This window comes from Thiomonas sp. FB-6 (genome assembly GCF_000377645.1).
Taxonomy (GTDB): Bacteria; Pseudomonadota; Gammaproteobacteria; order Burkholderiales; family Burkholderiaceae_C; genus Thiomonas_A.
Window position 1 is genome coordinate 96,373 of sequence record NZ_KB898476.1, and the last position, 21,495, is coordinate 117,867.

The following is a 21,495-nucleotide window of genomic DNA, read 5'->3' on the forward strand; positions in this document are numbered from 1 at the left end:
CCCGGGGCCGCGCGGGATGGAGGTTCAGCGCAGAAGCTTGTCGCGCTTGCGCTGCACGGCCGCCCACTCGTCCGCATCGGGCAGAGCCCGCTTGGTCTTCACGATAGGCTTCCACGCGCGCGCCAGCTCGGCGTTCAGTGCGATGTATTCCTGCTGGTCGCCGGGCACGTCGTCGTCGGCGAAGATGGCGCCCACCGGACATTCGGGCACGCACACGGCGCAGTCGATGCATTCGTCGGGGTCGATGGCCAGGAAATTCGGCCCTTCGCGAAAGGCATCCACCGGGCACACGTCCACGCAGTCGGTGTACTTGCAGGCGACGCAGGCCTCGGTGACAACGTAGGTCATGATGCAAGGGTCTCCATGGCTGCGCATGCGGGCAGCGCCCGCCGCCTCACAGCAGCCCCAGTGAAAGCCGGGCCGCCTCGCTCATCATCGAGCGGTTCCAGGGCGGATCGAACACCACGTCGACCTCGGCGCGGGCCACCCGCGGCAGCGCGAGCAGCCGCTCGGCCACCTCGTCGGCCAGTTGCCGGCCCATGCCGCAGCCCGCTGCGGTCAAGGTCATCTCGATGCGCAGGTCGAAGCGGCCGTCATCCTGCCTGCGAAGGTCGCAGCGGTACACCAGGCCGAGCTCGACGATGCTGCAGGGAATCTCGGGGTCGTAGATCTCCCCCAGTTCCTCCCACACCCATCGCTGCAATTCCTCGTCGCTGGGCTCGGTCGGGCGCCGCGCCGCCTCGCGGCACGGCATCCCGATGGCGTCGCCGTCGCTGCCGTCGATGCGCCACAACAGGCCGTCGGCCAGCACGGTGTAGCTCGATCCCAGCGCCTGGGTCAGCACCCCCTCCAATCCGGGCTCGAGCAGGTACCAGTCTCCCGACGGCACCTGCTGCGCCCTCACCTGCCGCCGCACCGCCACGGCTTCACGCGCGCCCGGCTTCATCGCCTTGCTCCCGCTCCTGTGTCCCGGCCGCCGGCTCGCCCAGGCACTTGCCCAGCGCGTGCCAGGCCAGCGCGGCGCACTTGATGCGCGACGGGAAACGCCGCACCCCCTGCAGCAGGGCCAGCTTGCCGAGCACGGGCTCGTCGACCTCGCCGTCAAGCGTCAGCATGCGATGCATCGCCCGCAAGGCCACGCGCGCGTCGACCAGCCTGGCGCCATGCACCGCCTCGGTCATCAGCGAGGCCGAGGCCATGCAGATCGCACAGCCCTGGCCCTCGAAGGCGATGTCCTCGATGCGCTCGCCACGCGTGCGCAGGCGCAAGGTGATGGTGTCTCCGCATAGCGGGTTGTGGCCGTGGGACTCGCAGGTGGCATCCGGCAGGGGACCGTAGTGCCGCGGGTGGCGCTTGTGGTCCAGCACCACGTCCTGGTAGAGCAGGCTGAGTTCGTCGTTCATCGCAGTCTCTCGCAGGTTTCGCGCACGCCATCGAGCAGCGCCTGCACGTCCTCGAGGGTGTTGTGCACGCTGAGCGAGGCGCGCACGGTGGCGGGCACCCCGAAGCGCCGCATCACGGGCATCGCGCAATGATGGCCGACACGCACCGCGATGCCGCGGCGGTCGAGGACGGTACCGACGTCGTGCGCGTGCACGCCGTCGACGACAAAGGAAAGCGCTCCCTGCTTGGGCGTGCCGGCGGCCAGCACGCGCACTCCGGGCAGCGCGCTCAGGCCGCGTTCCATCGCCGCCAGCAGCTGGTGCTCGGCCTGGAGCAGCCTGGCCCGGTCGAAGCTCTCCAGGAAGGCGATGGCCGCGTGCAGGCCCACGGCTCCCGAGATGTTGGGCGTGCCGGCCTCCAGCCGAGCCGGCAGAGGCGCGTAGGTCGCGGACTCCAGCGTGACGGTCTCGATCATGTCTCCCCCGCCGAACAAGGGAGGAATGCGCTCGAGAACGGATTCACGGCCGTAGAGCACGCCGATTCCCGTCGGGCCGTACATCTTGTGGGCCGAGAAGGCGTAGAAATCGCAACCCAGCGCCTGCACGTCGACCTCGGCATGCGCGACCGCCTGCGCCCCGTCGACCACCGTCACCAGCCCGGCGGCGCGGGCGCGCGCGAGCAGCGCGGCCAGGTCGACCACCGTACCCAGCACGTTGGACACCTGGGTGAGCGCAAGCACGCGCGAGCGCGGACCGAGCAGGGCCTCGAAAGCCTCCACGGCGAGCAGGCCGTCGTCGCGCACCGGGATGAAGCGAAGGCGCGCACCGCTGCGCGCGCAGGCCATCTGCCACGGCACCAGGTTGGCATGGTGCTCGAGCGCCGTGACGATCACTTCGTCGCCCGGCCTCAGCCCCGCGCCCAGTCCGATGGCCGCGAGGTTGAGCGCCTCGGTGGCGCCGCGCGTGAAAATGATCTCGCGCGTCGCCGAGGCATGCACGAAGGCGCGCACAGCCTCGCGGGCGTCCTCGAAGCGCGTCGTCGCACGTTCGGCCAGGGCGTGCACGCCGCGGTGCACGTTGGCATGGTCGAAGGACTGGTAGTGCGCGATCGCCTCGATCACGCAGCGCGGCGTGAGCGTCGATGCCGCTCCGTCCAGGTACACCAGCCGCTGCCCGTGCACGGTCTGCGCCAGCGCTGGAAAGCTGGAGGCGGCCGCCCCAGGCAGCGCGGCGGGGAGATCGCGAGGGTTCATGGCGCGCCGCCTCCAGGCTCGCCGAGCGCGCGGTCCAGCGCTCCTTGCAGCAGGCTTCGCACCAGGGCGTCGAGCGCCTCGTCGCCAGTCTCGGGAAAGGCCTGCCGCAACTGCGCGGCGACCAGCATGCGCCGCGCCTGGGCGAGGTCCAGGCCGCGGCTGCGCAGGTAGAACAGCTGGTCCTGCGCCAGGGCCGCGGTGGTCGCGCCGTGCCTGCTGTCGACGTCGTCGGAGCGGATCGCCAGACGTGGCCGCAACGCGACGTCGCAGCCGGGCTCCAGCAGCACCGCGCGCAGGGACTGCCGCGAAACCACGCGCCGCCTCCCCGGCGGCACCATGACCTCGGAATCCACGGTCGCGCGGGCGCGTGCCGCCAGCACCTGGACGGTTTGTTCGCTGCGCGTCGCGTCGGCTTCGTGTTCGGCGAGCAGTCGCAGGTCGAGGTCGGAGCCGAGGCCCGCGAAGGCGCCCGCATGCAAGGCGGCACGCGAACCGTCGCCGGCGAGGCGCACGGCCTGCGTGCTGCGCAGCACGCCGGCCGGGGCGATCAGGCTGCGCTCGACATATTCGGCGTCGCGGCCGATTTCCACCTGAAGGGTGTCGACCAGGTGCGCGCGATGCGTCGGCGCGACCAGCCGCAGGTGCAGCAGGCGGCTGGACGTGCCCAGCTCGATGCTCAGTTCGCTGAGCAGGGTGAAGTCCGGCTCCGAGCGGTCATCGTGGAACTCGACCAGGATGGCCGACGCGCCCGGCTCGAGACACAGCCGGTGCGACACACAGGCCGTCGCGGCCCCCGTGCGCGAGCCGATGTGCTCGAGCACCAGCGGGCGGCGCGGCGTGCGCCCGCGCAGCACCAGCATCTGCGCGCCGTCGGCTCCGGCCGCACGCCCCAGCAGGGCCAGGCGCAGGTCGCCGGCGAGCCCGCGATGCGGCGCCAGCCCCGGCAATCCCGGGCCGTCGGGGCTGGTGGCCGCGCCGAGCCGGCCGGCGCATACCGCGTCGTCGCCGCCGAGGCGACTCGGCGCCGGCGCGAAGCGGCCGCCGTCGAAGCACAGGTGGGTGTGGGCGTGCAACCGTGCCAGGCCCGGCGTGGCCTCCACGCCCCCTGGCGCCCGCGCCGGCGCGGCGCCAAAGGCACCGCGTGTCGCGCCGGCCAGGAAGCGCAGGTCCGCGCGCCTCCAATGTTCATCCTGGTTGCCGGGAAGCCCCAGCTGGGCCAGCAGCTCGCGGGCCTGCGCACGCCAGCGCGCGACGGGCCCGGATTCGTCGGAGGGCGCGAGCACCGCGCAGAGATCGGATGCGTCCATGGTGCGGCTACTCCCCCACCGCCTCGGGCTGCAGGGCCCACTCGTAGCCCTGGCGCTCCAGGCGCTCGGCCAGTTCGATGCCGCCCGACGCGGCGATGCGCCCGTCGACCATCACGTGCACCCGGTCCACCGGCACCAGGTCGAGCAGCCGCCGGTAGTGGGTGACGAGAACGAAGCTGCGCCGTCCGTCGCGCAGGCCCTGCAAGGCGGCGCCGACCTGCTTGAGTGCGTCGATGTCCAGGCCCGAATCGATTTCATCGAGGATCGCCAGCCGCGGCTGCAGCAGCGCGAGTTGCAGGACCTCGTTGCGCTTTTTCTCCCCGCCCGAGAACCCGTCGTTGACGTCGCGCTGAAGCAGATCCTCCCCCAGACCCAGGGTCTTGGCGAGCGCGCGCGCCGATCGCAGGAAGTCGTAGGCGTCCACCTCGGCCAGGCCCTGGTCGCGGCGCACGGCGTTCAGGGCGCTGCGCAGCAAAAGCAGGTTGTGCACCCCCGGCAGTTCCACCGGGTACTGGAATCCCAGGAACAGGCCCTTGCAGGCCCGCTGCTCCGGCGTGCGCCCGAGCAGGGGCTCGCCGTCGAACAGCGCGGCGTCCGCCTCGACGGCGACGTCCGGGCGCCCGGCGAGGGCCGCGGCCAGCGTGCTCTTGCCCGCGCCGTTGGGCCCCATGATGGCATGCACCTCGCCGGCGCCGACGTCGAGGTCGACACCGCGCAGCACCTGGCGGCCGCCGACGCTGGCGCGCAGATTGCGCAGTCGCAACACGGGGGGGGTCATGCGGTGGCTCCTTCCAGACTCACGTTCAGCAGGTTCTGCGCCTCGACGGCGAACTCCATCGGCAGCTGCTGGAACACCGATTTGCAAAAACCGTTGACCACCAGCGCCAGCGCCTCCTCGGCGCTCAGCCCGCGCTGCCGGCAGTAGAAGAGCTGCTCGTCGCTGACCCGCGAGGTGGTGGCTTCGTGTTCGAAGCAGGCGCCGGGATTGCGGCTGTCGATGTAGGGATGGGTGTGGGCCTCGCACCGGCTGCCGAGCAGCAGCGAGTCGCACTGGGTGAAATTGCGCGCGCCCGACGCAGTCTGCGCCGCCTTGATCTGCCCCCGGTAGGTGCTGCGGCCGTGCCCCGCCGAGATCCCCTTGGAGATCACCGTGCTGCGGGTGTCGCGGCCGATATGCACCATCTTGGTCCCGGTATCGGCCTGCTGGTGATGGTTCGACAGCGCCACCGAGTAGAACTCGCCCACGGAACCCTCGCCGATCAGCCAGCAACTGGGATATTTCCAGGTGATGGCCGCGCCGGTCTCGACCTGGGTCCAGGTGATGCGCGAACGCTTGCCCCGGGCATGCGCCCGCTTGGTGACGAAGTTGTAGATGCCGCCGACACCGTGTTCGTCGCCGGGGTACCAGTTCTGCACCGTGGAGTACCTGATCTGTGCGTCGTCCAGCGCGACGAGCTCGACCACCGCTGCGTGCAACTGATTCTCGTCGCGCCTGGGTGCCGTGCAACCTTCCAGATAGCTCACGGACGCGCCTTCCTCGGCAATGATCAGGGTGCGCTCGAACTGCCCGGTCTTCGCCGCGTTGATGCGGAAATACGAGGACAGTTCCATCGGACAGCGCACGCCCCTGGGCACGTAGACGAACGACCCGTCGGAGAACACCGCCGAGTTCAGGGCGGCGTAGAAGTTGTCGTCGCTCGGCACCACCGAGCCCAGGTATTGCCGAACCAGTTCGGGATGGGTCTGCAAGGCCTCCGACAGGCTGCAGAAGATGACCCCCGCCTCGGCCAGTTGCCTGCGGAAGGTCGTGACCACCGACACCGAGTCGAACACCGCATCCACGGCCACGCCGGCCAGGGCGGCGCGCTCGTGCAGCGGGATTCCCAGCTTCTCGTAGGTCTCCAGCAGCTTCGGGTCGACCTCGTCGAGGCTTTTCGGCGCCTCGCCGGCGGAGCGCGGGCGGGAGAAATACGAAATGGCCTGGTAGTCGATGGCCGCCTGTTCGAGGTTTGCCCAGCGCGGAGGACGCATGCGCAGCCAGGCCTCATAGGCCTTGAGCCGCCACTCCAGCATGAAGGGGGGTTCGTTCCTGCGCCGCGAGATCAGGCGGATCACCTCGTCCGACAGGCCGGGGGGGATGGTCTCCGCGGCGATGTCCGTGACGAAACCGGCCGCATAGGGGGCCGACAGCGATCGTTCGAGGGAAGCATCGAGGTTCATGGATCAATCGTACATCTACGATGCCCCTTTGATATCAATAAGCCTGTCGTCAACAAGGGCATCGCGGGCGGCGGCATCCGAACCCGAAACACCTGGTTCAATGAGGCAAATACGCAACCCACCAGCTCATCCCTTGCGCGGATGGAGTTCCTCGCGCATGCATCCCCCTGCCGACAGAGGCCTCAATGAACCATCTTCCCATCCTGTTTGACAAGCCGGAAATCAAGATCGTGCTGCTGGAGGGAATTCATCCGTCGGCGGTGGACCTGCTTCACGCGGACGGCTTCTCGCAGGTGCTCGCGCTGCCCGGGGCGGCCAGCGGCGAGGAACTCGCCCGGGCGATCGGCGACGCGCATTTCGTCGGCATCCGCTCACGCTCGCAGCTCACGGAGCAAGCCCTCGCGTCGGCCCCCCGGCTGCTGGCGATCGGCTGCTTTTGCATCGGAACCAACCAGGTCGACCTGCGCGCCGCGGCGCGGCGCGGCATCCCCGTGTTCAACGCCCCCTTCTCCAATACCCGCAGCGTCGCGGAACTGGTGCTGGCGGAGACCATCCTGCTGATGCGGGGCATCCCGCAGCGCAACGCCCTGCTGCACCGAAACGGCTGGATGAAAAGCGCGGCCCGCTCGCACGAGGTCCGCGGCAAGACCCTGGGCATCGTCGGCTACGGGCATATCGGAACCCAGCTCGGGTTGCTCGCCGAGCACCTGGGGATGCAGGTGGTGTTCCACGACATCGAGGCCAAGCTGGCCCTCGGCAACGCACGGCAGCTCGACACCCTGGATGCCGTGCTCCAGGCCGCGGACGTGCTCAGCCTGCATGTCCCCGAGACGCCCCAGACCCGCAATCTCATCGGCGCCCGCGAACTCGCGCGCATGAAGCCGGCCAGCCACCTGATCAACGCCTCCCGGGGAAGCGTGGTCGACATCGAAGCCCTGGTCGACGCGCTGGACCGTGAGCAGCTCGCCGGCGCCGCCATCGATGTGTTCCCGGCCGAGCCCAAGGGCAACGACGGCCGATTCGAATCGCCGCTCACGCGCTTCGACAACGTGCTGCTCACCCCGCATGTCGGCGGCTCGACCCTGGAAGCGCAGGCCAGCATCGGCCGCGAGGTCGCGACCAAGCTGGCACGCTACGCCGACAACGGCTCGACCGTGTCGGCGGTGAATTTCCCGCAGGTCGCGCTACCCGGCCACGCCGGGCGCCTGCGCATCCTGCACGTGCACCGCAACCGCCCGGGCGTGATGGCGGGCCTGCACGAGCGGGTCGCCGCGGCCGGCCTGAACGTGGCCGCGCAATACCTGCGCACCGACGAGGAACTCGGCTACGTGGTCATGGACGTCGAGGGCACCTGCGACCCGGACGCCTTGCGGGAGCTGTCGGGCGTGGAAGGAACCATCCGCTGCAGGCTGCTCGGGGACACCGCCTCCCACGGAGGCCACGCCGAGACCGCGTAGCTTGCGCAAGCGCTGCCAGGACTCGCTCAGGCGCCCTCGACCGCCGCCTCGGCGGCGAGCCAGAAGGCCTCGGCGGCCCTGCCCAGCGCGGCACGCCCCCGGTAGAGGCGAACCTCCAGATCGATGGACCACTCCTCGGGCGCCGCCACCACCAGCCTGCCCCCTTCGATGTCCTCGCCGACCAGCAGTTGCGGCAGCCACGCCAGGCCGCGGCCGTCCAGGGTCATGGTGCGCAGCACCGAAGCCAGATGCGCCGTCAGCACCTTCGAGCCGTGCAGGCGGTCCAGGGCCTGTCCCTGCAATTCACTATCCAGTTCCTCCGGCAATTCGATCGCCAACCCGGCCGCGGTGGCCGCGCTCGATCTGCACGGTCACCCCTTCGTGCAGCAGGCCACCGTGGAAATCGCGGCCTCCGTCGTGCTGACCGCCATCCTGGTACCGGGAGGGAGCGCCGCCGGTCCTATCTTGCTCCGGCGCTCGAACCTTTCCGACGTCGCCTTGGTACGCCGGCGTCATAGACCAACGGGCCAGGCTGCTCGACCTTCGTGAGCGCTACTGTCTGAACCCCAACAATCGCGCCTGGAAGCAATTCTGCAGGCGTAGGGCCCACAGCTGTTGCAGCAAACTGAAGACGAAGTCCCACGTGCCACAAGCCAGACGTAATGCCCCTCTCCCTAAACAGCGCACGCGCCACTTCCTCCCACTGAAACTCATGAAGTGGTGTCGTTCGGGGCAACTGAACGGGACCAGGATCGTGCGCTGATTGGTCGCTCATGCTTTACCTCATTGATGCTGATATCACATCGACACTAAACCCGCGGGGCGCACGAAAGCCACCCATACGACGGCGCGTATACGATCATCTCGGCCGACGCCGTATCCGCCGTCGTGTCGTCCGACAACACGACACACGCCCCTGCAGCGCCAACTGTAGAAGTTCTGAGGTCCGCGATTTCTTCAGCGGTGCGCGGTGATTCTTCGACTTCCACGATGAAGGCTGCCGGATCCACCCTAAAGCGATGCGCAAGGGCAACCGCCTGGCGTGCATTGATCTGACGATGGCCGCGCAGCAGATCGCTTACGACCGATTGACCTCCGACTAGGTCAGCCAAGTCCTGCTGGCGCAGATCGTTCTCCTCCATCAGGTAGCGCAGCAACTCCCGCCCGGACATGCCTGGCACTGGAACCTTCATACGCTCATACTCGCCGACCCAGTCCGACAGCGCCGCGAGCAAGCGATGGAGGGCCTCTGGCGCCCGCGGGGCCTCGGCCATGTCCAGCAAAGAGTCAACGCGGGCCATCATTGCGTCGGCATTCTCGGGCGTGAACGCCAGCCCGATCGGCCCCAGGTTGGTCTCGAGCGTCTGCCATGCATCCGCAACTGCGCGCCAATCGATCTTCATTCCCACGGGTCTTCCTTGGGTGTCCATCGGTCGTATTGCGGGTGAGTCATCACCTCACGGATGAACACCTTCCCATCCTGATAGCGAATCTTCGTCACGATCCGAAAGCTGTTCACGTTAAAGACGACAAACGTGCCAACGACGTCTGCGGATCGGTAGGTCTGGCGGACGTCTTCGAAGCAGCCCCATCGAGCATGCTCGACGGCCGCGTGCCACTTCTCCATCGGCCCCTTGGCCTTCGAGTGAGCCGTCCAGAAGGCTGCGAGCCTAGTGCGAGAGATCACGTGCACAGCAAATATAGCACTTCGCTATAGTTCTTGACAGCAAAGCTCGCCGAGCCTTGCTCGAGTTCGGGCTACTGGGGTCAGACTGAGGGCCAGCGCCTGCAGGCGCGCATCGGCGACCGTGCCTGGCCTGACGATTTGTGACCCTTTGGGGTCGCCTTGACTCGAGCCCATGCGCTACCCGGCGTTGAGCTTGGCGCCACCGTCCGATTCTCCGGAATTGCGGTGAAGTTCTCAGGGACGGACACGATTTCCTTGGCCTGCCCGGAGGGAATCGAACCCCCGACCCACAGCTTAGAAGGCTGTTGCTCTATCCAGCTGAGCTACGGGCAGCATGCGCCCGCCGGGCGCGTCGCAAGTGTAGTGGGCCCCGCGCGGCGCGCCGCGGCGCGGGGCCTTGGCTCAGGCGGCCAGGGGCATCGCCAGGCCCGCGGCGGCGCGGGCCAGCGCCTCGGTGGCCGGGGCCGGCGCCGGCTGCGCGGTGCTGAAGCGCAGCACGCCGTCGGCGTCGGCCTCGCGGCGCAGCGCGCCGACGGCCCACAGGCGGTTGGCGTGGGCGATGGCCTCGCCCAGCGCGAAACTCAGCTGGTGGGTGTCCAGCTGACGCTTGAACAACAGCGGAATCAGTTCGGCTGAACTCAGCGCGCGCTGCGCGCAGGCCTGCAGCACCGCCTGCAGGCGATCGGCATGGTGTTCGCGCAACTGGCGCACCCGCCCGTGCACGCCGGTGAAGGGGAAACCATGCGAGGGCAGCACCCGCGTGCTCGCATCGAGCGCGTCGAAACGCTCCAGCGAGCGCAGGTAGCGGCCCAGCGCGTCGGCATCCGGTTCGATGGCGTACACCGACACGTTGGTGGAGATGCGCGGCAGCAGCAGGTCGCCGGAGATCAGCACGCGGTGCTCCGCGCACCACAGCGACGCATGCTCCGGGCAGTGGCCTCCGCCCTCGATCACCTGCCATTCGGCCGCGCCGATGCGCAGGCGCTGCCCGGCTTCCAGACGCTGGAAGGACTGGGGCAGCGTCGGCACCATGCGCATGTAGAAATTGCCCCGTCCGGCCAGCGCCTGCAGGTGTTCCTGCGAGGCGCCATGGGCCCGGAACAGGCCCAGCAGGCCCTCGGTGCCGGTGGGTTCCATGCCGGCGCTGACCAGGCGCGCGCTGAGGTACTCGCCCTGGGTCATCAGCAGCGGGGCGTTCCAGCGCTTGCACAGCCAGTCGGCCAGGCCGACGTGGTCGGGGTGCATGTGGGTGCAGATCACCCGGCGCACCGGGCGGCCCTGCAGGTGGTTCGCGAACACCTGTTCCCAGGCCTCGCGCGTGGCATCGTTGCACAGGCCGGTGTCGACCACGGTCCAGCCGTCACCGTCCTCGAGCAGCCACAAGTTGATGTGGTCGAGCACCATCGGCATGGGCATGCGCAGCCAGTGCACGCCGGGCGCGATGGGCACCGGCACGCCGGGCGCGGGCGCCTCGGTGCCCGCGTAATAGTCGGGCTGATACGCCGTCTCGTTCGGGCGGTTTCGGGAATCCATGGGCTTGGGGCGGCTCGCGCCGCCGGGTTTCAGGCGCCGATGCCTTCGAGCAGCACGCCGAGTTCGCGCAGCACCGCGGCCGCGGTGGGGTGTTGTTGCGCGAAGCGCAGGGACATTTCACGCACGCGCTGCGCCAGCCCCTGGGCCTGTTCGGCCTGGGCGGTGCCGAGGGCGCGGCGGATGTCGGCGTCCAGCGCGGCCAGGTCGGCGCGCAGGCCGGCATCGAGCGGGGCGCCCGATTCCAGCGCCTCGCGCAGGCGGTCCAGGCTTTGCTTCACGGAGGAGGAAGATTCCACGGCGGGCCTCGTCGTTGCATGCGTCGAAAGTCGAAGGGCCCATCTTACGGCCTCGCGCAATCGCCCGCGGTGCGCGGGCGCGGCGCTTGCTACGATCCCGCCCTGCCCTTTCGCTTCCAGCCCGCGGCGCCGGCACGGCGCGGCGGCCCCACCAGATGCCTCCTGTCACTCCTCCCGCCCGCGTGATGCTGCGCGCCAAGTTGCACCGCGCCACGCTCACCGGCGCCGACCTGCATTACGAAGGCTCCTGCGGCATCGACCAGTCCCTGCTCGACGCCTGCGACATCCTGCCCGGCGAACAGATCGAGATCTACAACGTCACCAACGGAGCCCGCCTGAGCACCTACGCGATCTCCGAGCCCGCCGGCAGCGGGCACATCACCCTCAACGGCTCGGCCGCGCGCCACGCCGCGCTGGGCGACCTGCTGATCATCTGCACCTACGCCGCCATGGACGACGCCACCGCGCGCGCCTTCCGGCCGCGCATCGCGCTGCTGGACGGCGAGAACCGCATCGCGTCGATGAAGGCTTGAAGACGCACGCCCGCGCCGGCGCAGCGGGCTGACGCCCCAGCCCGGACGGCGCCTCAGCGCCCGTACACGGCCTGCATGCGCGCCACGCCCAGGGCCTGGGCGGACGCCCGTTCGGCCAGTTGCGCCGCGTCGGCATCGGGCGCGAGATCCAGTCGCGCCATGGGCAGCGCCCACAGCGTGAACTCGTAGTGGTGCTGGCCGCTGCCCGGCGGCGGGCAAGGGCCGCCGTAGGCCTGGTTGCCGAAGCTGCTGCGCAGTTGCCGGGCGCCCGCCGGCAGCGCGGCGCCGCCGGCCGCCCCCGCGCCCAGCGCCAGCCCCGGTGCCGATGCGGGGATATCGGCCACGGCCCAGTGCCACCAGCCGGCGCCCTTGCGCGCGTCGCGGTCGAACACGGTCAGCGCCAGGCTGCGGGTTCCGGGCGGCAAGCCGCTCCAGTCGATGCGCGGCGACACGTCGGAGCCGCCGCATCCGGGGCCGTCGTAGCGCTGCTGCGCCGGCACGCCGTCGCGCAGCGTGGGGCTCCACACGCGGAACTCCCCCGCCTTCGCAGCGCCAGGCGCCACGCCGAGGGCCCCGCCGATCAGCAGGCCGGCCAGCAGGCCCGCCCGCACGCCCGCGCGCACGCGCCGCGCCGGCGACGGCCCGCAGGCGGCAATTCCTGGTTTCGGTGGCATCGCGCAAGCTCCCCGGCGGAATGCGATCGCGGCCGGCCCACGACGGGCAGGCCCGCACGGTCGATTATGCTACGCATACCCCCCGCGCCACGCCGGCGCGTCGTCCGGAGACCCTTTCGATGGCCGCACTGGGCGTCGCATCCGCGGCCGCCACCCTGCTGAGCGAACACCGTCTGCGCATGGTGCTGCGCCCGGACGGGCATGGGCTCACCCTGGTGGAGCCGCTGCCCCGGCGCCCCTCGCAGGCCCATCGCATGCTCATCGGGCGCAACGCGCAACAGGCGCTGGCCCTGCTTCCCAATCTGGTTCCGGTCAGCGGCAAGGCGCACCGGGCGGCCGCTGCCGCGGCCCTCGGAACCCTGCAGCCGGACCACGGGCGCAATGTGTGGATCGACCAGCGCCCGCTGCTGCTCGAGCGCCTGCACGAACACCTGCTGCCGCTGCACCGCGACTGGCCCCTGTGCATGGCGCAGGCGCCTTCCCAGAGCACGCTGCAGGACATCGACTCCGTGGCGCGCTCGCTGGACGCTCCGCGCGCCGAGCCCCAGGCGCTGGCCGCGCTGCGCGAACTCGTGGAGTCGCGCAGCCTGGGCATGCCGGCGCGGGACTTTCTGCAGATCGACAGCGCCGACGCCCTGCTGCGCTGGGCTCGCGAGCACGACACCCTCACCCCGGCGCGCTTCATCGCCTGGCTGGCCGATCAGCCGCTGGCGCTGGCCGCCGCCGCACTGCCGCCGCCGCTGGGCACGCCCCCGCCCGGCGAGTTCGCGGCCAGGCTGCTCGGCGACCCGACGGGGCGTTTCCAGAGCGATCCGCAGTGGCACGGAAGCTGCCGCGAGACCGGGCCGTGGGCGCGGCTGCAGCAGCGCGCGCTGCTGCGCGACCTGGCCGGCGACGGTGCGCCGGCCGCGGCGCCGCTGGTCGCGCGCTTTGCCGCGCGCCTGCTGGAACTGGCCGAGACCCTGCTGGCCTGGATGGGCGAGGCCGACATGCCGCCGACCATGAAGGCCGCCGCGGGCCTGGGCCTGGCCGACTCCGCGCGCGGCCTGCTCGCCTATGGTGTGGAACTCGACCACGGCGAGCGCATCGCGCGCTGCCTGATCCTCGCGCCGGCGCAGTGGAATTTCCACCCCCAGGGAACGGCTGCGCAGTTGCTGCGTTCGATCGCGTGGACCACGCCGCGCCAGGTGGCGCAGACGGCCAGCCTGGTGGCCTGCGCGGTGGATCCCTTCGTACGCTGCGATTTCGCGCTGCCCGGCGCGGCTTCGGCCGGAGTCAGCGCGGGCGGATGAACAGGGTGTGCAGGCTGCGCCCGAAGGCGCCGTCGGCGTCGAACACCGTGGTATGGCTGGTGCCCACGCCGGCATCGTCGATGGTCGTGCGCGCGTCGATGCCCAGCCAGGGGTGGCGAGGCTCGCGCTGCAGGCTGAGTTGCAGGTCCACCGGCACGAAACTCCACGAATGCACGGGCAACTCGGCGCTCAGGCCGTTGGCCGAATCGAGCAGCAGCAACAGGCGTTCCAGCCCGGACTCGGCCTGGCCGCGCACCAGGGGAATGCGCGGCCGCGCCCACACGGTGGCCGGCCCCAGGCTGGCAAAGCCGCCGCGGGTGAAGCGCCACTCGATGGCCTCGCCGTAGGGAAAGCTGCCGACGCCTTCGAACAACTGCTGCGCCTGGGGCCCGGGCAACGCGGGAGGCTCGAAGGGCTCGGGCACCGCGCCCACGCAGCCCGGCTCGCGCTGCAGGCGCCAGGCGCGGGCCAGCAACACCTCGCGCCCGCCCGCGCTCATGCGCGCCTCGACCAGTTCGACCCGGCGTCCGGGCCGCGCCATGCGCACTTCCACGCGGCACGGAGCCAGCGGCACGGGGCTGAGGATTTCCACGCCCAGGCGCGCGATCTGCAGTTCCTCGCGCGGCTCGAAGCCCCGGATCGCATGGCTGAGCAAGGCGATGGGCGGACCGCCGTGCAACAGCTCCGGGGCCCAGGGGCCGACCGCCGCCACCGTGGGCTCGTAGTCCTGCTCACCGGTCTGCAGATAGAAGGCTTCGGGAAGTTCCATGGAACCAGGCAGGCGGGCTGCGCCGCGCGACGAATGGGGGTCCGGCCATGCTAGCCGCGTCGGCGCCGGCGCGTGCGCGGCGCGCAGGAAGGCTTCACGTTGCGGCAATGCGCCAGCAACACGTCGAGGCTACGCTGCTCACCAGGTTGTCTCCCCTGCTCCTGCTCTGGATGGCGAGCGAGCTTCACCCAGCCCCGGCGCTGGGTTTCTTTTTTTGGGGCTGGCGTTCAGCCAGTGGCGACGCGGTGGATCCCATGGCGTGATGCAGCGCTTGTTCATGGGTAGACATGGGTCCGCACATGGGCAAGCGGGTCAGGGGCTTCGACCGGGACAATGCGATGCGATTCGAGATCGCCAGGAAGGAAGCGGCGCTGAACATGCGCATCCCCGCGGCGTGGCTGGATGCGATCAAGGCCAAGGCGGCCAGCAAGGGCCTGCCCTGTTCGCGTTACGTGCGGATGCTGCTGGAGGCCGATATCGCTCGGTCACGCTAATCGCCTCATCGGGCATCCGATGGTGCGCCGGGCCGCGGCCCGGCGGAATCGGACCTTGCTCCAGGACACATGAAATTTGGTCGGGGCGAGAGGATTCGAACCTCCGACCCTCTGCTCCCAAAGCAGATGCGCTACCAGGCTGCGCTACACCCCGAAGCTGGTATTCTAGGCGAGGGTTTGTACCCGTCCCTTGCCAAGCCTCATTCCACCCATGCAGCTCTCGCGAAATCGCTCCGTTTCCCCGTGGTTCCTGGTGATCAACCTGCTCGTGGCGCTGGCCTGCGTGGCCATCCTGGGCGGCGCGGTGTGGGTGCAGCAGGCGCAAGGCGCCCTGCCCTGCGCGCTGTGCGTGCTGCAGCGCATGGCCTACCTGGGGGTGCTGGTTTTTTCCCTGCTGGCGGCGCTGGGCTTCGGCATGCGTAGCCCGGGGCTGAGCCGCGCGGCCTTGTGGCTGGGGCTGCTGGCGGTGCTGGGCGGCGTGATCTTCGCCGCCAAGCACGTGTGGCTGCTCTATCACCCCGAGCAGACCTGCGGGCTGGACCCGCTGGCCACGCGCATCAATGCCTGGGGGGTGACGGCGCTCGCGCCCTGGCTGCTGCGCGCGGACGGCCTGTGCAGCGACATTCCCTATCTGTTCGGCATTCCCCTGCCCATGCTGTCGGGCGTCGGCCTGCTGGGCCTGGGTGTGCTGATGGGCGCCAGCCTGCCGGCCGCGCGGCGCCTGGGCTCGCGGCGCTGACACCGCCGCGCGCGCGGCGCGAGGGCGGCCGCGCGCATGCGGCCCGCGCGCCGGCGCGGGCCCCGGGGCTTACTGCATGAACCAGCCGTGGCTGACCACCAGCGACTGGCCGGTCAGCGCGTTGGACTCGAAGCCCGCGAACAGCAGCGCCACCTCGGCCACGTCCTGCACGGTGGTGAACTCGCCGTCCACGGTTTCCTTGAGCATCACCTTGGCGATGACGTCGGCCTCGCTGATGCCGAGTTCCTTGGCCTGCTCGGGAATCTGCTTGTCCACCAGCGGCGTGCGCACGAAGCCGGGGCAGATCACGTTGGCGCGGATGCCGTGCTTGCCGCCTTCCTTGGACACTGTCTTGCACAGGCCGATCAGGCCGTGCTTGGCGGTCACGTAGGCCGACTTGAGCACCGAGGCTTCCTTGGAGTGCACCGAGCCCATGTAGATGATGCTGCCGCCGCGCCCCGAGGCCTTCATGTGGGGCACGCAGGCCTTGGTGGTGAGGAAGGCGCCGTCGAGGTGGATGGCCAGCATCTTCTTCCATTCGGCGAAGGGGAACTCCTCCACCGGGTGCACGATCTGCACGCCGGCGTTGCTGACCAGCACGTCCACGCCACCCCAGGCCTTCACCACCTTGTCCACCGCTGCGTTCACCTCGGACTCACTGGTGACGTCCATGGTCACCGCCATGGCCTGGCCGCCGGCCTTCTGGATCTCGTCCACCACCGCCTGCGCGGCCTGCAGGTTGATGTCGGCGATCACCACCTTGCCGCCCTCGCGCGCATAGGTCAGCGCGATCTGCTTGCCGATGCCGCTGGCCGCGCCGGTGACGATGCAAACCTTGTCCTTGAGTTTCATGGCTGATCTCCGTGTCGTTGTAGGTTGGTAGAGCGAGTTGCGAGGGTTGCGCGGCTTCAGGCCAGGTAGTCGTGCACGACGCGGCCCAGGCCCAGCGTGAGGTCGGTGAGCACGTGCACGCCCGACACCACTTCCAGCACCGGCAGGCGGGCCACCGGGGCCAACGCATGCTCGGCCAGCTGCAGGGCCGCGGGGCCGGTCCACGCGCCCTTCACCACCACGTCTTCCAGATGGTATTCAACCAGCTCGCAAATACGCGCGCTTCCGTCGACGTGGGGGATGATCTTCAGCAGGTAGTTCGGCTCCAGCAGGCCCGGCAGCAGCGCCTGCGCGTCGAGCGCGCGGTGCTTGTACCCCATGGTGGCGGTGGCCACGCGCACGCTGCCGTAGTCCAGCGTGCCCAGCAGGGTGTCGGTCTGCACCTGCAGCAAGGGGGCCGCCAGCTTCTTGGGAAAACCCCAGAGCTCGCGCCCGCCGGCGATCGGGGCCTCGTCGTTGAGGAACATCGAGTGCACGTAGCTGCCCTTGCGCCCCTGGTACAGCACCGGGATCACCTGGCCGGACTCGGTGTAGTCGCCGAAGCCCGTGGAGTCGGGCATGCGGATGAATTCGTACTTGACCAGCGGCTCGTCGGGAATCTGCAGCGGCTCCGGCACCACCGCGCGCAGGGCGTCGGGGTCGGTGCGGTAGGTGACCACCAGGAACTCGCGGTCGACGAAGCGGTAGGGCCCCGGCGGAAAGGCCGGGCTGGTCAGGGGCATCGCGAAGGCATTGCGTCGTACGTCATCGAGCTTCATGCTTGGGGTCCTCCTGGTTTCTCGTCGGCCGCGGGCACGTCGAATACGTGGACGCCGTCGGCCTCCGGATCGTGGTTGCGCCAACTCGGATCGCCGAGGGTGCGGGTCATGTCGGCCACGCCGGCCTGCCAGTGCTCGGCCATCGAGCGGCGCGAGAACTCGTAGTCCTTCGACTGGCCTTCGTAGCCCTTGCTGCGGTAGATGAGGTGCACGATGTCCATGCCCGCGCGGCGCTGGTGCAGGCGCGCCAGCGCCTGCACGTCGGGGTCGTCGCGCAGCTGCGCGGGCAGCTTGTCCAGCAGCCTGCGCGCGGCCTGGGCCAGGCGCTGGCGTTCCAGCGCGTGGGTGGTGTTCAGGCGCGTGCGGCTGGAAAAGCGGATGTCCTTCTCGCGCGCCACCACCTCGCCCATGGTGCCGGGCACGGGGCCCAGCGCCGAGAACAGGTCGACCTGGAACACCACGCGCCGTCGCTCGGCCGGCTGGTCGAGCACGTACTGCAGCGGCGTGTTGGACACCAGGCCGCCGTCCCAGTAGGACTCGCCGTCGATCTCCACCGGCGGGAAGCCCGGCGGCAGCGCGCCGCTGGCCATGATGTGGCGCGCGTCCAGGCGCCGCGTGGTGGAGTCGAAATACTCGAAGTTGCCGGTACGCACGTTCACCGCGCCCACGGAAAGCCGGGTCGGCCCGTCGTTGATGCGATCGAAGTCGACCAGGCGCTCGAGCGTGCGCTGGAGCGGCGAGGTGTCGTAGTGGCTGACCGCGCCGTCGGTGCCGCGGGGATGCCAGCCCGCCGGAGGGATGCGGGGCATGAAAAAGCCCGGCACGCCGAATAGCACGCCGCGCAAGGCGCTGGCCTCGTTGAAGGCGCCGCGCAAGTCTCCGTCGAGCACGTGGGCCAGGCCGGCGGGCATCGGCGAGCTGACCACGTCCCAGAACTCGCGCAGGCGCTCCAGGCGCTTGCCCGGCGGGTTGCCGGCGATCAGCGCGGCGTTGATGGCTCCGATGGACACCCCGGCCACCCAGTCGGGGTCGCGGTGGACCGCGCGCAGGACCTCGTAGACGCCGCCCTGGTAGGCCCCCAGCGCGCCGCCGCCTTGCAGCACCAGGATGCATTCGGACTCGGCGCAGCGCTGGTCGGTGGTTTCGGCGACGGCAGGCTGGGCGGATCGGGCCGATCGGGAGGGCCTGGACGATCGGGAGGAGCTGGAGGAAGTACTTGCTTTCTTGGTCGGCATGTTCGCCTCGCTCTTGGGCTCGTACGGCAGGCAACGCGGGATCGCGTCGTGTCTGCTGCAGTGCACAAGGTTAACAGCGAGGCGCTGCCGTCCGTGTTACAGAATCCTCTCGGGCATGAAAAAACCCCCACGCCGTCATGGTCGTGGGGGTCGATGCGGGCGAACTCGCGCGGATCAGTCGCGGATCAGTCGTGCAGCACGCGGGTGGCCGCCTCGTTGAGCCGCGGCGGGGTCTCGAAGGTGTGGAAGGGCGGCGGCGAAGGCACTTCCCATTCCAGGCCCTCGGCACCGTCCCAGGGGCGCTGCGGCGCCTTCACGCCCTGGTGGCGCAGCATCGGCAGCACCACGGCGAACAGGAAGTACACCTGCGCCAGGCCGAAGATGAAGGCCCCGATCGACGACAGCTGGTTGAAGTCGGTGAACTGCAGCGGGTAGTCGGCGTAGCGCCGGACCATGCCGCCCAGGCCCAGGAAGAACTGCGGGAAGAAGGTCAGGTTGAAGCCGATCATCGACAGCCAGAAGTGGATCTGGCCGGCGCGCTCGTCGTACATCACCCCGGACCACTTCGGGCCCCAGTAGTACACGGCCATGAAGATCGCGAACAGCGAGCCGGCGACCATCGTGTAGTGGAAGTGCGCCACCACGTAGTAGGTGTTGTGCACGGCGGTGTCGATGGGCACCATGGCCAGCACCAGGCCGGTGAAGCCGCCGATCAGGAACACCACGATGAAGCCGATGGCGAACAGCATCGGGGTCTCGAAGCTCAGCGCCCCGCGCCACATCGTGGCCACCCAGTTGAACACCTTCACGCCGGTGGGCACCGCGATCAGCATGGTCGCGTACATGAAGAACAGCTGGCCGAAGGTCGGCATGCCGGCCGTGAACATGTGGTGGGCCCACACGATGAACGACAGGATGGCGATCGACGCGGTCGCGTACACCATCGAGCTGTAGCCGAACAGGGGCTTGCGCGAGAAGGTGGGCACGACGGTGCTCATGACGCCGAAGGACGGCAGGATCAGCACGTACACCTCGGGGTGCCCCATGAACCAGAACAGATGCTGGTACAGCACGGGGTCGCCGCCGCCGGCGGTGTTGAAGAAGTTGGTCCCGAAGTGGCGGTCGGTCAGGGTCATCGTGACCGCGCCGGCCAGCACCGGCATGATGGCGATCAGCAGGTAGGCGGTGATCAGCCAGGTCCACGTGAACATGGGCATCTTCATCAGCGTCATGCCCGGCGCGCGCATGTTCAGGATGGTGACGATGATGTTGATCGAACCCATGATCGACGACGCGCCCAGGATGTGCACGGCGAAGATGGTCAGGTCCATGCTCATGCCCTGCTGCACGGTCAGCGGGGCATACAGGGTCCAGCCCACGTCCGGAGCGCCGCCCGGCACGAAGAAGGCCGACACCCCCAGGATGGCCGCCGGGATCAGCAGCCAGAAGCTGAGGTTGTTCATGCGCGGGAAGGCCATGTCCGGCGCGCCGATCTGCAGCGGGATCATCCAGTTGGCCAGCCCCGTCAGCGCGGGCATCACGGCCATGAAGATCATGATCAGGCCGTGCATGGTCGAGAACGACAGGAACATCTGGGGATTCAGGAACTGGATCCCCGGATCGAAGAGCTCGGCGCGGATGCCCATCGCCAGCAGGCCCCCGACGAACAGCATGGACAGCGCGAACACCAGGTACATCGTGCCGATGTCCTTGTGATTCGTCGAGAACAGCCAGCGCCGCCAGCCATGCGGGTGGTCGTGGGCATGGTCGGCATCATGTGCCGGCGCATGGACTGGATCGAGCACGACGCTCATCGAAGACTCCTTTTTGCTTGCTGTAAATATCGAAAAATCAAAAACCGGAAAGCGCGATTCGTTTCATTCCCGCCAGGCTCGCGCATCCCGCGCGCGGCCCGCGCAACCCCGGCAGCATACACCTGACGGCACCGACGAACCGGTTTTCGCGCGGCTGCGAATCTGAGACTTTGTAGCCCCGAAGCCTCTCGACGGGCTCAGGGTTAACCCGGATCCCGCCTGATGGTGGTCAAGCCCGGCGACGATGCCCTGCCCCTCAGCTCCAGTTGTCCGATCCGGAGGAGTCGTCGCCCCAGGAACCGGAGGAGGAATCATCGGTCCACGAGCCCGGATCGCTGATGCCGAAATCCTGGTCGTCCGGCAGCGCCGCGCCGGGGTCCGCCATCGGCGGCGCCGCCTGGGCGTCGGGCAGCGCGGAGCCCCCGCGGTCGAAAAGCTTGTCCACCACCATCTGGCCGGCGGCCATGCCTGCGCCCACCGCCAGCCCGGTGCCCACCGCGCCCAGGATGCCGCTGCCCTGCGCGCCGGGCGGGTAGGCGCCGTAAGGCGCCTGCCCCATCGGCTGCGGCGGGTAGCCGGGAGGATAGGGAGCCTGCCCCGGCGCACCGGGCGTGCCCGGCCAGCCGGGGGCCATCATCTGCACGGGCGGGCGGCGCGAGGCCCGGTACACGGCCCACAGCACGATCAGCGCCAGCACCACCAGCGCGATGCCCAGCGCCCCCATCGGGAAGCCGCGGCGCGCGGGTGCCGCGCGGCCCGCGTGGCCGGCCACCTGCTGCGTGAAGGCCTGCAGGGTGTCACGGCGCTCGAAGCCCAGGCCCGGGTCCAGGCTCTGCGCCTTGCCCAGTTCGCGCGAGGCCAGGGGCCAGTCGCCCTGCAGCGCGGCCACCCGCGCCGAGACGTAGTGCGCCTTGGCCGAGCCCGGGTAGGCTGCCAGCACCTGGTCGATCTCGCGGCGCGCCTGCGCCGCGTGGCCGGTGCTGGCCGCGGTGTACACATCGTGGATCGAGGGCACCGCGGCCGGCGCCGCCTGGGCGGCCGTCAACCCCGCGACCAGCGCGGCGGCGCAAAGCAGTAGACGCAACAGTTTCATGGACGAGGCCTCCGGGGCTGCATTTTAGGCGAGCGGGGAGCCGCCGCGCCGGGCCTGCGCCGGCGCTC

25 protein-coding genes and 2 tRNA genes are annotated in these 21,495 nt (G+C 69.7%); 6 read left to right on the top strand and 21 right to left on the bottom strand.

From position 1 onward, the window contains the following. Nucleotides 1-24: 24 nt before the first annotated feature. The 7 genes from fdxA to sufB are packed head-to-tail and all read right to left on the bottom strand — an operon-like array spanning nt 25 to nt 6,162. Nucleotides 25-348: a ferredoxin FdxA gene (fdxA, locus tag D466_RS0107670; protein ID WP_018913130.1), complete on the bottom strand. Its 324-nt coding sequence runs from the start codon at nt 346-348 to the stop codon at nt 25-27. Nucleotides 349-394: 46 nt separating this feature from the next. Next, the gene (gene sufT, locus D466_RS0107675; RefSeq protein WP_018913131.1) at nt 395-946 is read right to left on the bottom strand and encodes a putative Fe-S cluster assembly protein SufT; all 552 of its coding nucleotides are present in this window, start codon (nt 944-946) and stop codon (nt 395-397) included. Continuing rightward, nucleotides 927-1,403: a Fe-S cluster assembly sulfur transfer protein SufU gene (gene sufU / locus D466_RS0107680; RefSeq protein WP_018913132.1), complete on the bottom strand. Its 477-nt coding sequence runs from the start codon at nt 1,401-1,403 to the stop codon at nt 927-929. The genes sufT and sufU overlap by 20 nt, the downstream gene beginning before the upstream one ends. Beyond that, nucleotides 1,400-2,635 (bottom strand): aminotransferase class V-fold PLP-dependent enzyme, encoded by a 1,236-nt coding sequence (locus D466_RS0107685; protein ID WP_018913133.1) that lies wholly within the window; start codon nt 2,633-2,635, stop codon nt 1,400-1,402. The genes sufU and D466_RS0107685 overlap by 4 nt, the downstream gene beginning before the upstream one ends. Then, nucleotides 2,632-3,942 (bottom strand): SufD family Fe-S cluster assembly protein, encoded by a 1,311-nt coding sequence (locus D466_RS0107690; RefSeq protein ID WP_018913134.1) that lies wholly within the window; start codon nt 3,940-3,942, stop codon nt 2,632-2,634. Before D466_RS0107690 ends, D466_RS0107685 begins: the two co-directional genes overlap by 4 nt. A 7-nt stretch (nt 3,943-3,949) precedes the next feature. Continuing rightward, nucleotides 3,950-4,720, bottom strand: coding sequence for a Fe-S cluster assembly ATPase SufC (sufC, locus tag D466_RS0107695; protein WP_018913135.1), 771 nt, complete (start codon nt 4,718-4,720; stop codon nt 3,950-3,952). Next, entirely contained in the window at nt 4,717-6,162 is a 1,446-nt protein-coding gene (gene sufB, locus D466_RS0107700; RefSeq protein ID WP_018913136.1) for a Fe-S cluster assembly protein SufB, read from the bottom strand. The genes sufC and sufB overlap by 4 nt, the downstream gene beginning before the upstream one ends. A gap of 185 nt (nt 6,163-6,347) precedes the next feature. Here sufB and serA point away from each other — a divergent pair, with 185 nt between their 5' ends. Continuing rightward, nucleotides 6,348-7,619: a phosphoglycerate dehydrogenase gene (gene serA, locus D466_RS0107705; protein ID WP_018913137.1), complete on the top strand. Its 1,272-nt coding sequence runs from the start codon at nt 6,348-6,350 to the stop codon at nt 7,617-7,619. 26 nt (nt 7,620-7,645) lie between these two features. Here the strand turns inward: serA and D466_RS24730 are convergent, their stop codons facing one another. Continuing rightward, complete coding sequence (locus D466_RS24730) at nt 7,646-7,957, bottom strand: LysR substrate-binding domain-containing protein (RefSeq protein ID WP_018913138.1); 312 nt, start codon at nt 7,955-7,957, stop codon at nt 7,646-7,648. On the opposite strand from D466_RS24730, the gene D466_RS25115 reads away from it, so the two are divergent. Further along, the gene (locus D466_RS25115; protein ID WP_196803443.1) at nt 7,845-8,168 is read left to right on the top strand and encodes a 2-keto-3-deoxygluconate permease; all 324 of its coding nucleotides are present in this window, start codon (nt 7,845-7,847) and stop codon (nt 8,166-8,168) included. The two genes, D466_RS24730 and D466_RS25115, sit on opposite strands and share 113 nt — an antisense overlap. A 260-nt stretch (nt 8,169-8,428) precedes the next feature. On the opposite strand, the gene D466_RS22730 is transcribed toward D466_RS25115, so the two are convergent. The 5 genes from D466_RS22730 to D466_RS23230 all read right to left on the bottom strand — a co-directional run bounded on the left by D466_RS22730 (nt 8,429) and on the right by D466_RS23230 (nt 11,135). After that, nucleotides 8,429-9,022: a type II toxin-antitoxin system HigA family antitoxin gene (locus D466_RS22730; protein WP_018913139.1), complete on the bottom strand. Its 594-nt coding sequence runs from the start codon at nt 9,020-9,022 to the stop codon at nt 8,429-8,431. Continuing rightward, the gene (locus tag D466_RS0107720) at nt 9,019-9,246 is read right to left on the bottom strand and encodes a type II toxin-antitoxin system HigB family toxin (protein ID WP_018913140.1); all 228 of its coding nucleotides are present in this window, start codon (nt 9,244-9,246) and stop codon (nt 9,019-9,021) included. The genes D466_RS22730 and D466_RS0107720 overlap by 4 nt, the downstream gene beginning before the upstream one ends. A gap of 316 nt (nt 9,247-9,562) precedes the next feature. Beyond that, a tRNA-Arg gene (locus tag D466_RS0107725) sits at nt 9,563-9,639 on the bottom strand. Nucleotides 9,640-9,708: 69 nt separating this feature from the next. Beyond that, on the bottom strand, nt 9,709-10,839 hold the full coding sequence (locus D466_RS0107730; protein WP_018913141.1) for an MBL fold metallo-hydrolase: 1,131 nt from the start codon (nt 10,837-10,839) through the stop codon (nt 9,709-9,711). A gap of 29 nt (nt 10,840-10,868) precedes the next feature. Further along, nucleotides 10,869-11,135 carry a DUF4404 family protein gene (locus tag D466_RS23230; RefSeq protein WP_026285017.1) on the bottom strand — a complete coding sequence of 89 codons (267 nt, stop codon included), beginning with the start codon at nt 11,133-11,135 and terminating at the stop codon, nt 10,869-10,871. A 185-nt stretch (nt 11,136-11,320) separates the two neighbouring features. On the opposite strand from D466_RS23230, the gene panD reads away from it, so the two are divergent. Beyond that, on the top strand, nt 11,321-11,668 hold the full coding sequence (panD, locus tag D466_RS0107740) for an aspartate 1-decarboxylase (protein ID WP_018913143.1): 348 nt from the start codon (nt 11,321-11,323) through the stop codon (nt 11,666-11,668). Nucleotides 11,669-11,721: 53 nt separating this feature from the next. Here the strand turns inward: panD and D466_RS0107745 are convergent, their stop codons facing one another. Continuing rightward, complete coding sequence (locus D466_RS0107745; protein WP_081629876.1) at nt 11,722-12,342, bottom strand: YbhB/YbcL family Raf kinase inhibitor-like protein; 621 nt, start codon at nt 12,340-12,342, stop codon at nt 11,722-11,724. Between the two features lie 119 nt (nt 12,343-12,461). On the opposite strand from D466_RS0107745, the gene D466_RS0107750 reads away from it, so the two are divergent. Beyond that, entirely contained in the window at nt 12,462-13,634 is a 1,173-nt protein-coding gene (locus D466_RS0107750; protein ID WP_018913145.1) for a hypothetical protein, read from the top strand. Here D466_RS0107750 and D466_RS0107755 read toward each other — a convergent pair. After that, entirely contained in the window at nt 13,618-14,403 is a 786-nt protein-coding gene (locus tag D466_RS0107755; RefSeq protein ID WP_018913146.1) for a thioesterase family protein, read from the bottom strand. The genes D466_RS0107750 and D466_RS0107755 overlap by 17 nt on opposite strands. 299 nt (nt 14,404-14,702) lie before the next feature. Here D466_RS0107755 and D466_RS21035 point away from each other — a divergent pair, with 299 nt between their 5' ends. Further along, nucleotides 14,703-14,897, top strand: coding sequence for a CopG family antitoxin (locus tag D466_RS21035; RefSeq protein ID WP_196803444.1), 195 nt, complete (start codon nt 14,703-14,705; stop codon nt 14,895-14,897). Nucleotides 14,898-14,974: 77 nt separating this feature from the next. Here D466_RS21035 and D466_RS0107770 read toward each other — a convergent pair. Beyond that, nucleotides 14,975-15,051, bottom strand: a tRNA-Pro gene (locus D466_RS0107770). A gap of 57 nt (nt 15,052-15,108) precedes the next feature. On the opposite strand from D466_RS0107770, the gene D466_RS0107775 reads away from it, so the two are divergent. Beyond that, complete coding sequence (locus D466_RS0107775; protein ID WP_081629877.1) at nt 15,109-15,636, top strand: disulfide bond formation protein B; 528 nt, start codon at nt 15,109-15,111, stop codon at nt 15,634-15,636. Nucleotides 15,637-15,705: 69 nt separating this feature from the next. On the opposite strand, the gene D466_RS0107780 is transcribed toward D466_RS0107775, so the two are convergent. The 5 genes from D466_RS0107780 to D466_RS0107800 form a co-directional block, all read right to left on the bottom strand. Continuing rightward, entirely contained in the window at nt 15,706-16,488 is a 783-nt protein-coding gene (locus D466_RS0107780) for a 3-hydroxybutyrate dehydrogenase (protein ID WP_018913150.1), read from the bottom strand. Between the two features lie 56 nt (nt 16,489-16,544). Then, complete coding sequence (locus tag D466_RS0107785; protein WP_018913151.1) at nt 16,545-17,285, bottom strand: acetoacetate decarboxylase; 741 nt, start codon at nt 17,283-17,285, stop codon at nt 16,545-16,547. Then, the gene (locus tag D466_RS0107790) at nt 17,282-18,520 is read right to left on the bottom strand and encodes a patatin-like phospholipase family protein (RefSeq protein ID WP_081629878.1); all 1,239 of its coding nucleotides are present in this window, start codon (nt 18,518-18,520) and stop codon (nt 17,282-17,284) included. The genes D466_RS0107785 and D466_RS0107790 overlap by 4 nt, the downstream gene beginning before the upstream one ends. Before the next feature lie 185 nt (nt 18,521-18,705). Further along, nucleotides 18,706-20,334, bottom strand: coding sequence for a cytochrome c oxidase subunit I (ctaD, locus tag D466_RS0107795; protein WP_018913153.1), 1,629 nt, complete (start codon nt 20,332-20,334; stop codon nt 18,706-18,708). A 256-nt stretch (nt 20,335-20,590) separates the two neighbouring features. Continuing rightward, a complete protein-coding gene (locus tag D466_RS0107800; protein ID WP_018913154.1) occupies nt 20,591-21,427 on the bottom strand; it encodes a lipopolysaccharide assembly protein LapB in 837 nt (278 codons plus the stop codon). Between the last annotated feature and the right edge of the window lie 68 nt (nt 21,428-21,495).

Bases quoted from the DNA above. Each gene is read 5' to 3' on its own strand.
- D466_RS0107685 (WP_018913133.1), bottom strand. From the start codon at position 2,635: ATGAACCCTCGCGATCTCCCCGCCGCGCTGCCTGGGGCGGCCGCCTCC.
- D466_RS25115 (WP_196803443.1), top strand. From the start codon at position 7,845: ATGGTGCGCAGCACCGAAGCCAGATGCGCCGTCAGCACCTTCGAGCCG.
- D466_RS0107720 (WP_018913140.1), bottom strand. From the start codon at position 9,246: ATGGAGAAGTGGCACGCGGCCGTCGAGCATGCTCGATGGGGCTGCTTC.
- D466_RS22730 (WP_018913139.1), bottom strand. From the start codon at position 9,022: ATGAAGATCGATTGGCGCGCAGTTGCGGATGCATGGCAGACGCTCGAG.
- D466_RS0107790 (WP_081629878.1), bottom strand. From the start codon at position 18,520: ATGCCGACCAAGAAAGCAAGTACTTCCTCCAGCTCCTCCCGATCGTCC.
- D466_RS0107690 (WP_018913134.1), bottom strand. From the start codon at position 3,942: ATGGACGCATCCGATCTCTGCGCGGTGCTCGCGCCCTCCGACGAATCC.
- sufU (WP_018913132.1), bottom strand. From the start codon at position 1,403: ATGAACGACGAACTCAGCCTGCTCTACCAGGACGTGGTGCTGGACCAC.
- D466_RS0107755 (WP_018913146.1), bottom strand. From the start codon at position 14,403: ATGGAACTTCCCGAAGCCTTCTATCTGCAGACCGGTGAGCAGGACTAC.
- D466_RS0107785 (WP_018913151.1), bottom strand. From the start codon at position 17,285: ATGAAGCTCGATGACGTACGACGCAATGCCTTCGCGATGCCCCTGACC.
- D466_RS0107775 (WP_081629877.1), top strand. From the start codon at position 15,109: ATGCAGCTCTCGCGAAATCGCTCCGTTTCCCCGTGGTTCCTGGTGATC.
- D466_RS0107745 (WP_081629876.1), bottom strand. From the start codon at position 12,342: ATGCCACCGAAACCAGGAATTGCCGCCTGCGGGCCGTCGCCGGCGCGG.
- panD (WP_018913143.1), top strand. From the start codon at position 11,321: ATGCTGCGCGCCAAGTTGCACCGCGCCACGCTCACCGGCGCCGACCTG.
- sufC (WP_018913135.1), bottom strand. From the start codon at position 4,720: ATGACCCCCCCCGTGTTGCGACTGCGCAATCTGCGCGCCAGCGTCGGC.
- fdxA (WP_018913130.1), bottom strand. From the start codon at position 348: ATGACCTACGTTGTCACCGAGGCCTGCGTCGCCTGCAAGTACACCGAC.
- serA (WP_018913137.1), top strand. From the start codon at position 6,348: ATGAACCATCTTCCCATCCTGTTTGACAAGCCGGAAATCAAGATCGTG.
- D466_RS21035 (WP_196803444.1), top strand. From the start codon at position 14,703: ATGGGCAAGCGGGTCAGGGGCTTCGACCGGGACAATGCGATGCGATTC.
- ctaD (WP_018913153.1), bottom strand. From the start codon at position 20,334: ATGAGCGTCGTGCTCGATCCAGTCCATGCGCCGGCACATGATGCCGAC.
- sufT (WP_018913131.1), bottom strand. From the start codon at position 946: ATGAAGCCGGGCGCGCGTGAAGCCGTGGCGGTGCGGCGGCAGGTGAGG.
- D466_RS0107750 (WP_018913145.1), top strand. From the start codon at position 12,462: ATGGCCGCACTGGGCGTCGCATCCGCGGCCGCCACCCTGCTGAGCGAA.
- D466_RS0107800 (WP_018913154.1), bottom strand. From the start codon at position 21,427: ATGAAACTGTTGCGTCTACTGCTTTGCGCCGCCGCGCTGGTCGCGGGG.
- sufB (WP_018913136.1), bottom strand. From the start codon at position 6,162: ATGAACCTCGATGCTTCCCTCGAACGATCGCTGTCGGCCCCCTATGCG.
- D466_RS0107730 (WP_018913141.1), bottom strand. From the start codon at position 10,839: ATGGATTCCCGAAACCGCCCGAACGAGACGGCGTATCAGCCCGACTAT.
- D466_RS0107780 (WP_018913150.1), bottom strand. From the start codon at position 16,488: ATGAAACTCAAGGACAAGGTTTGCATCGTCACCGGCGCGGCCAGCGGC.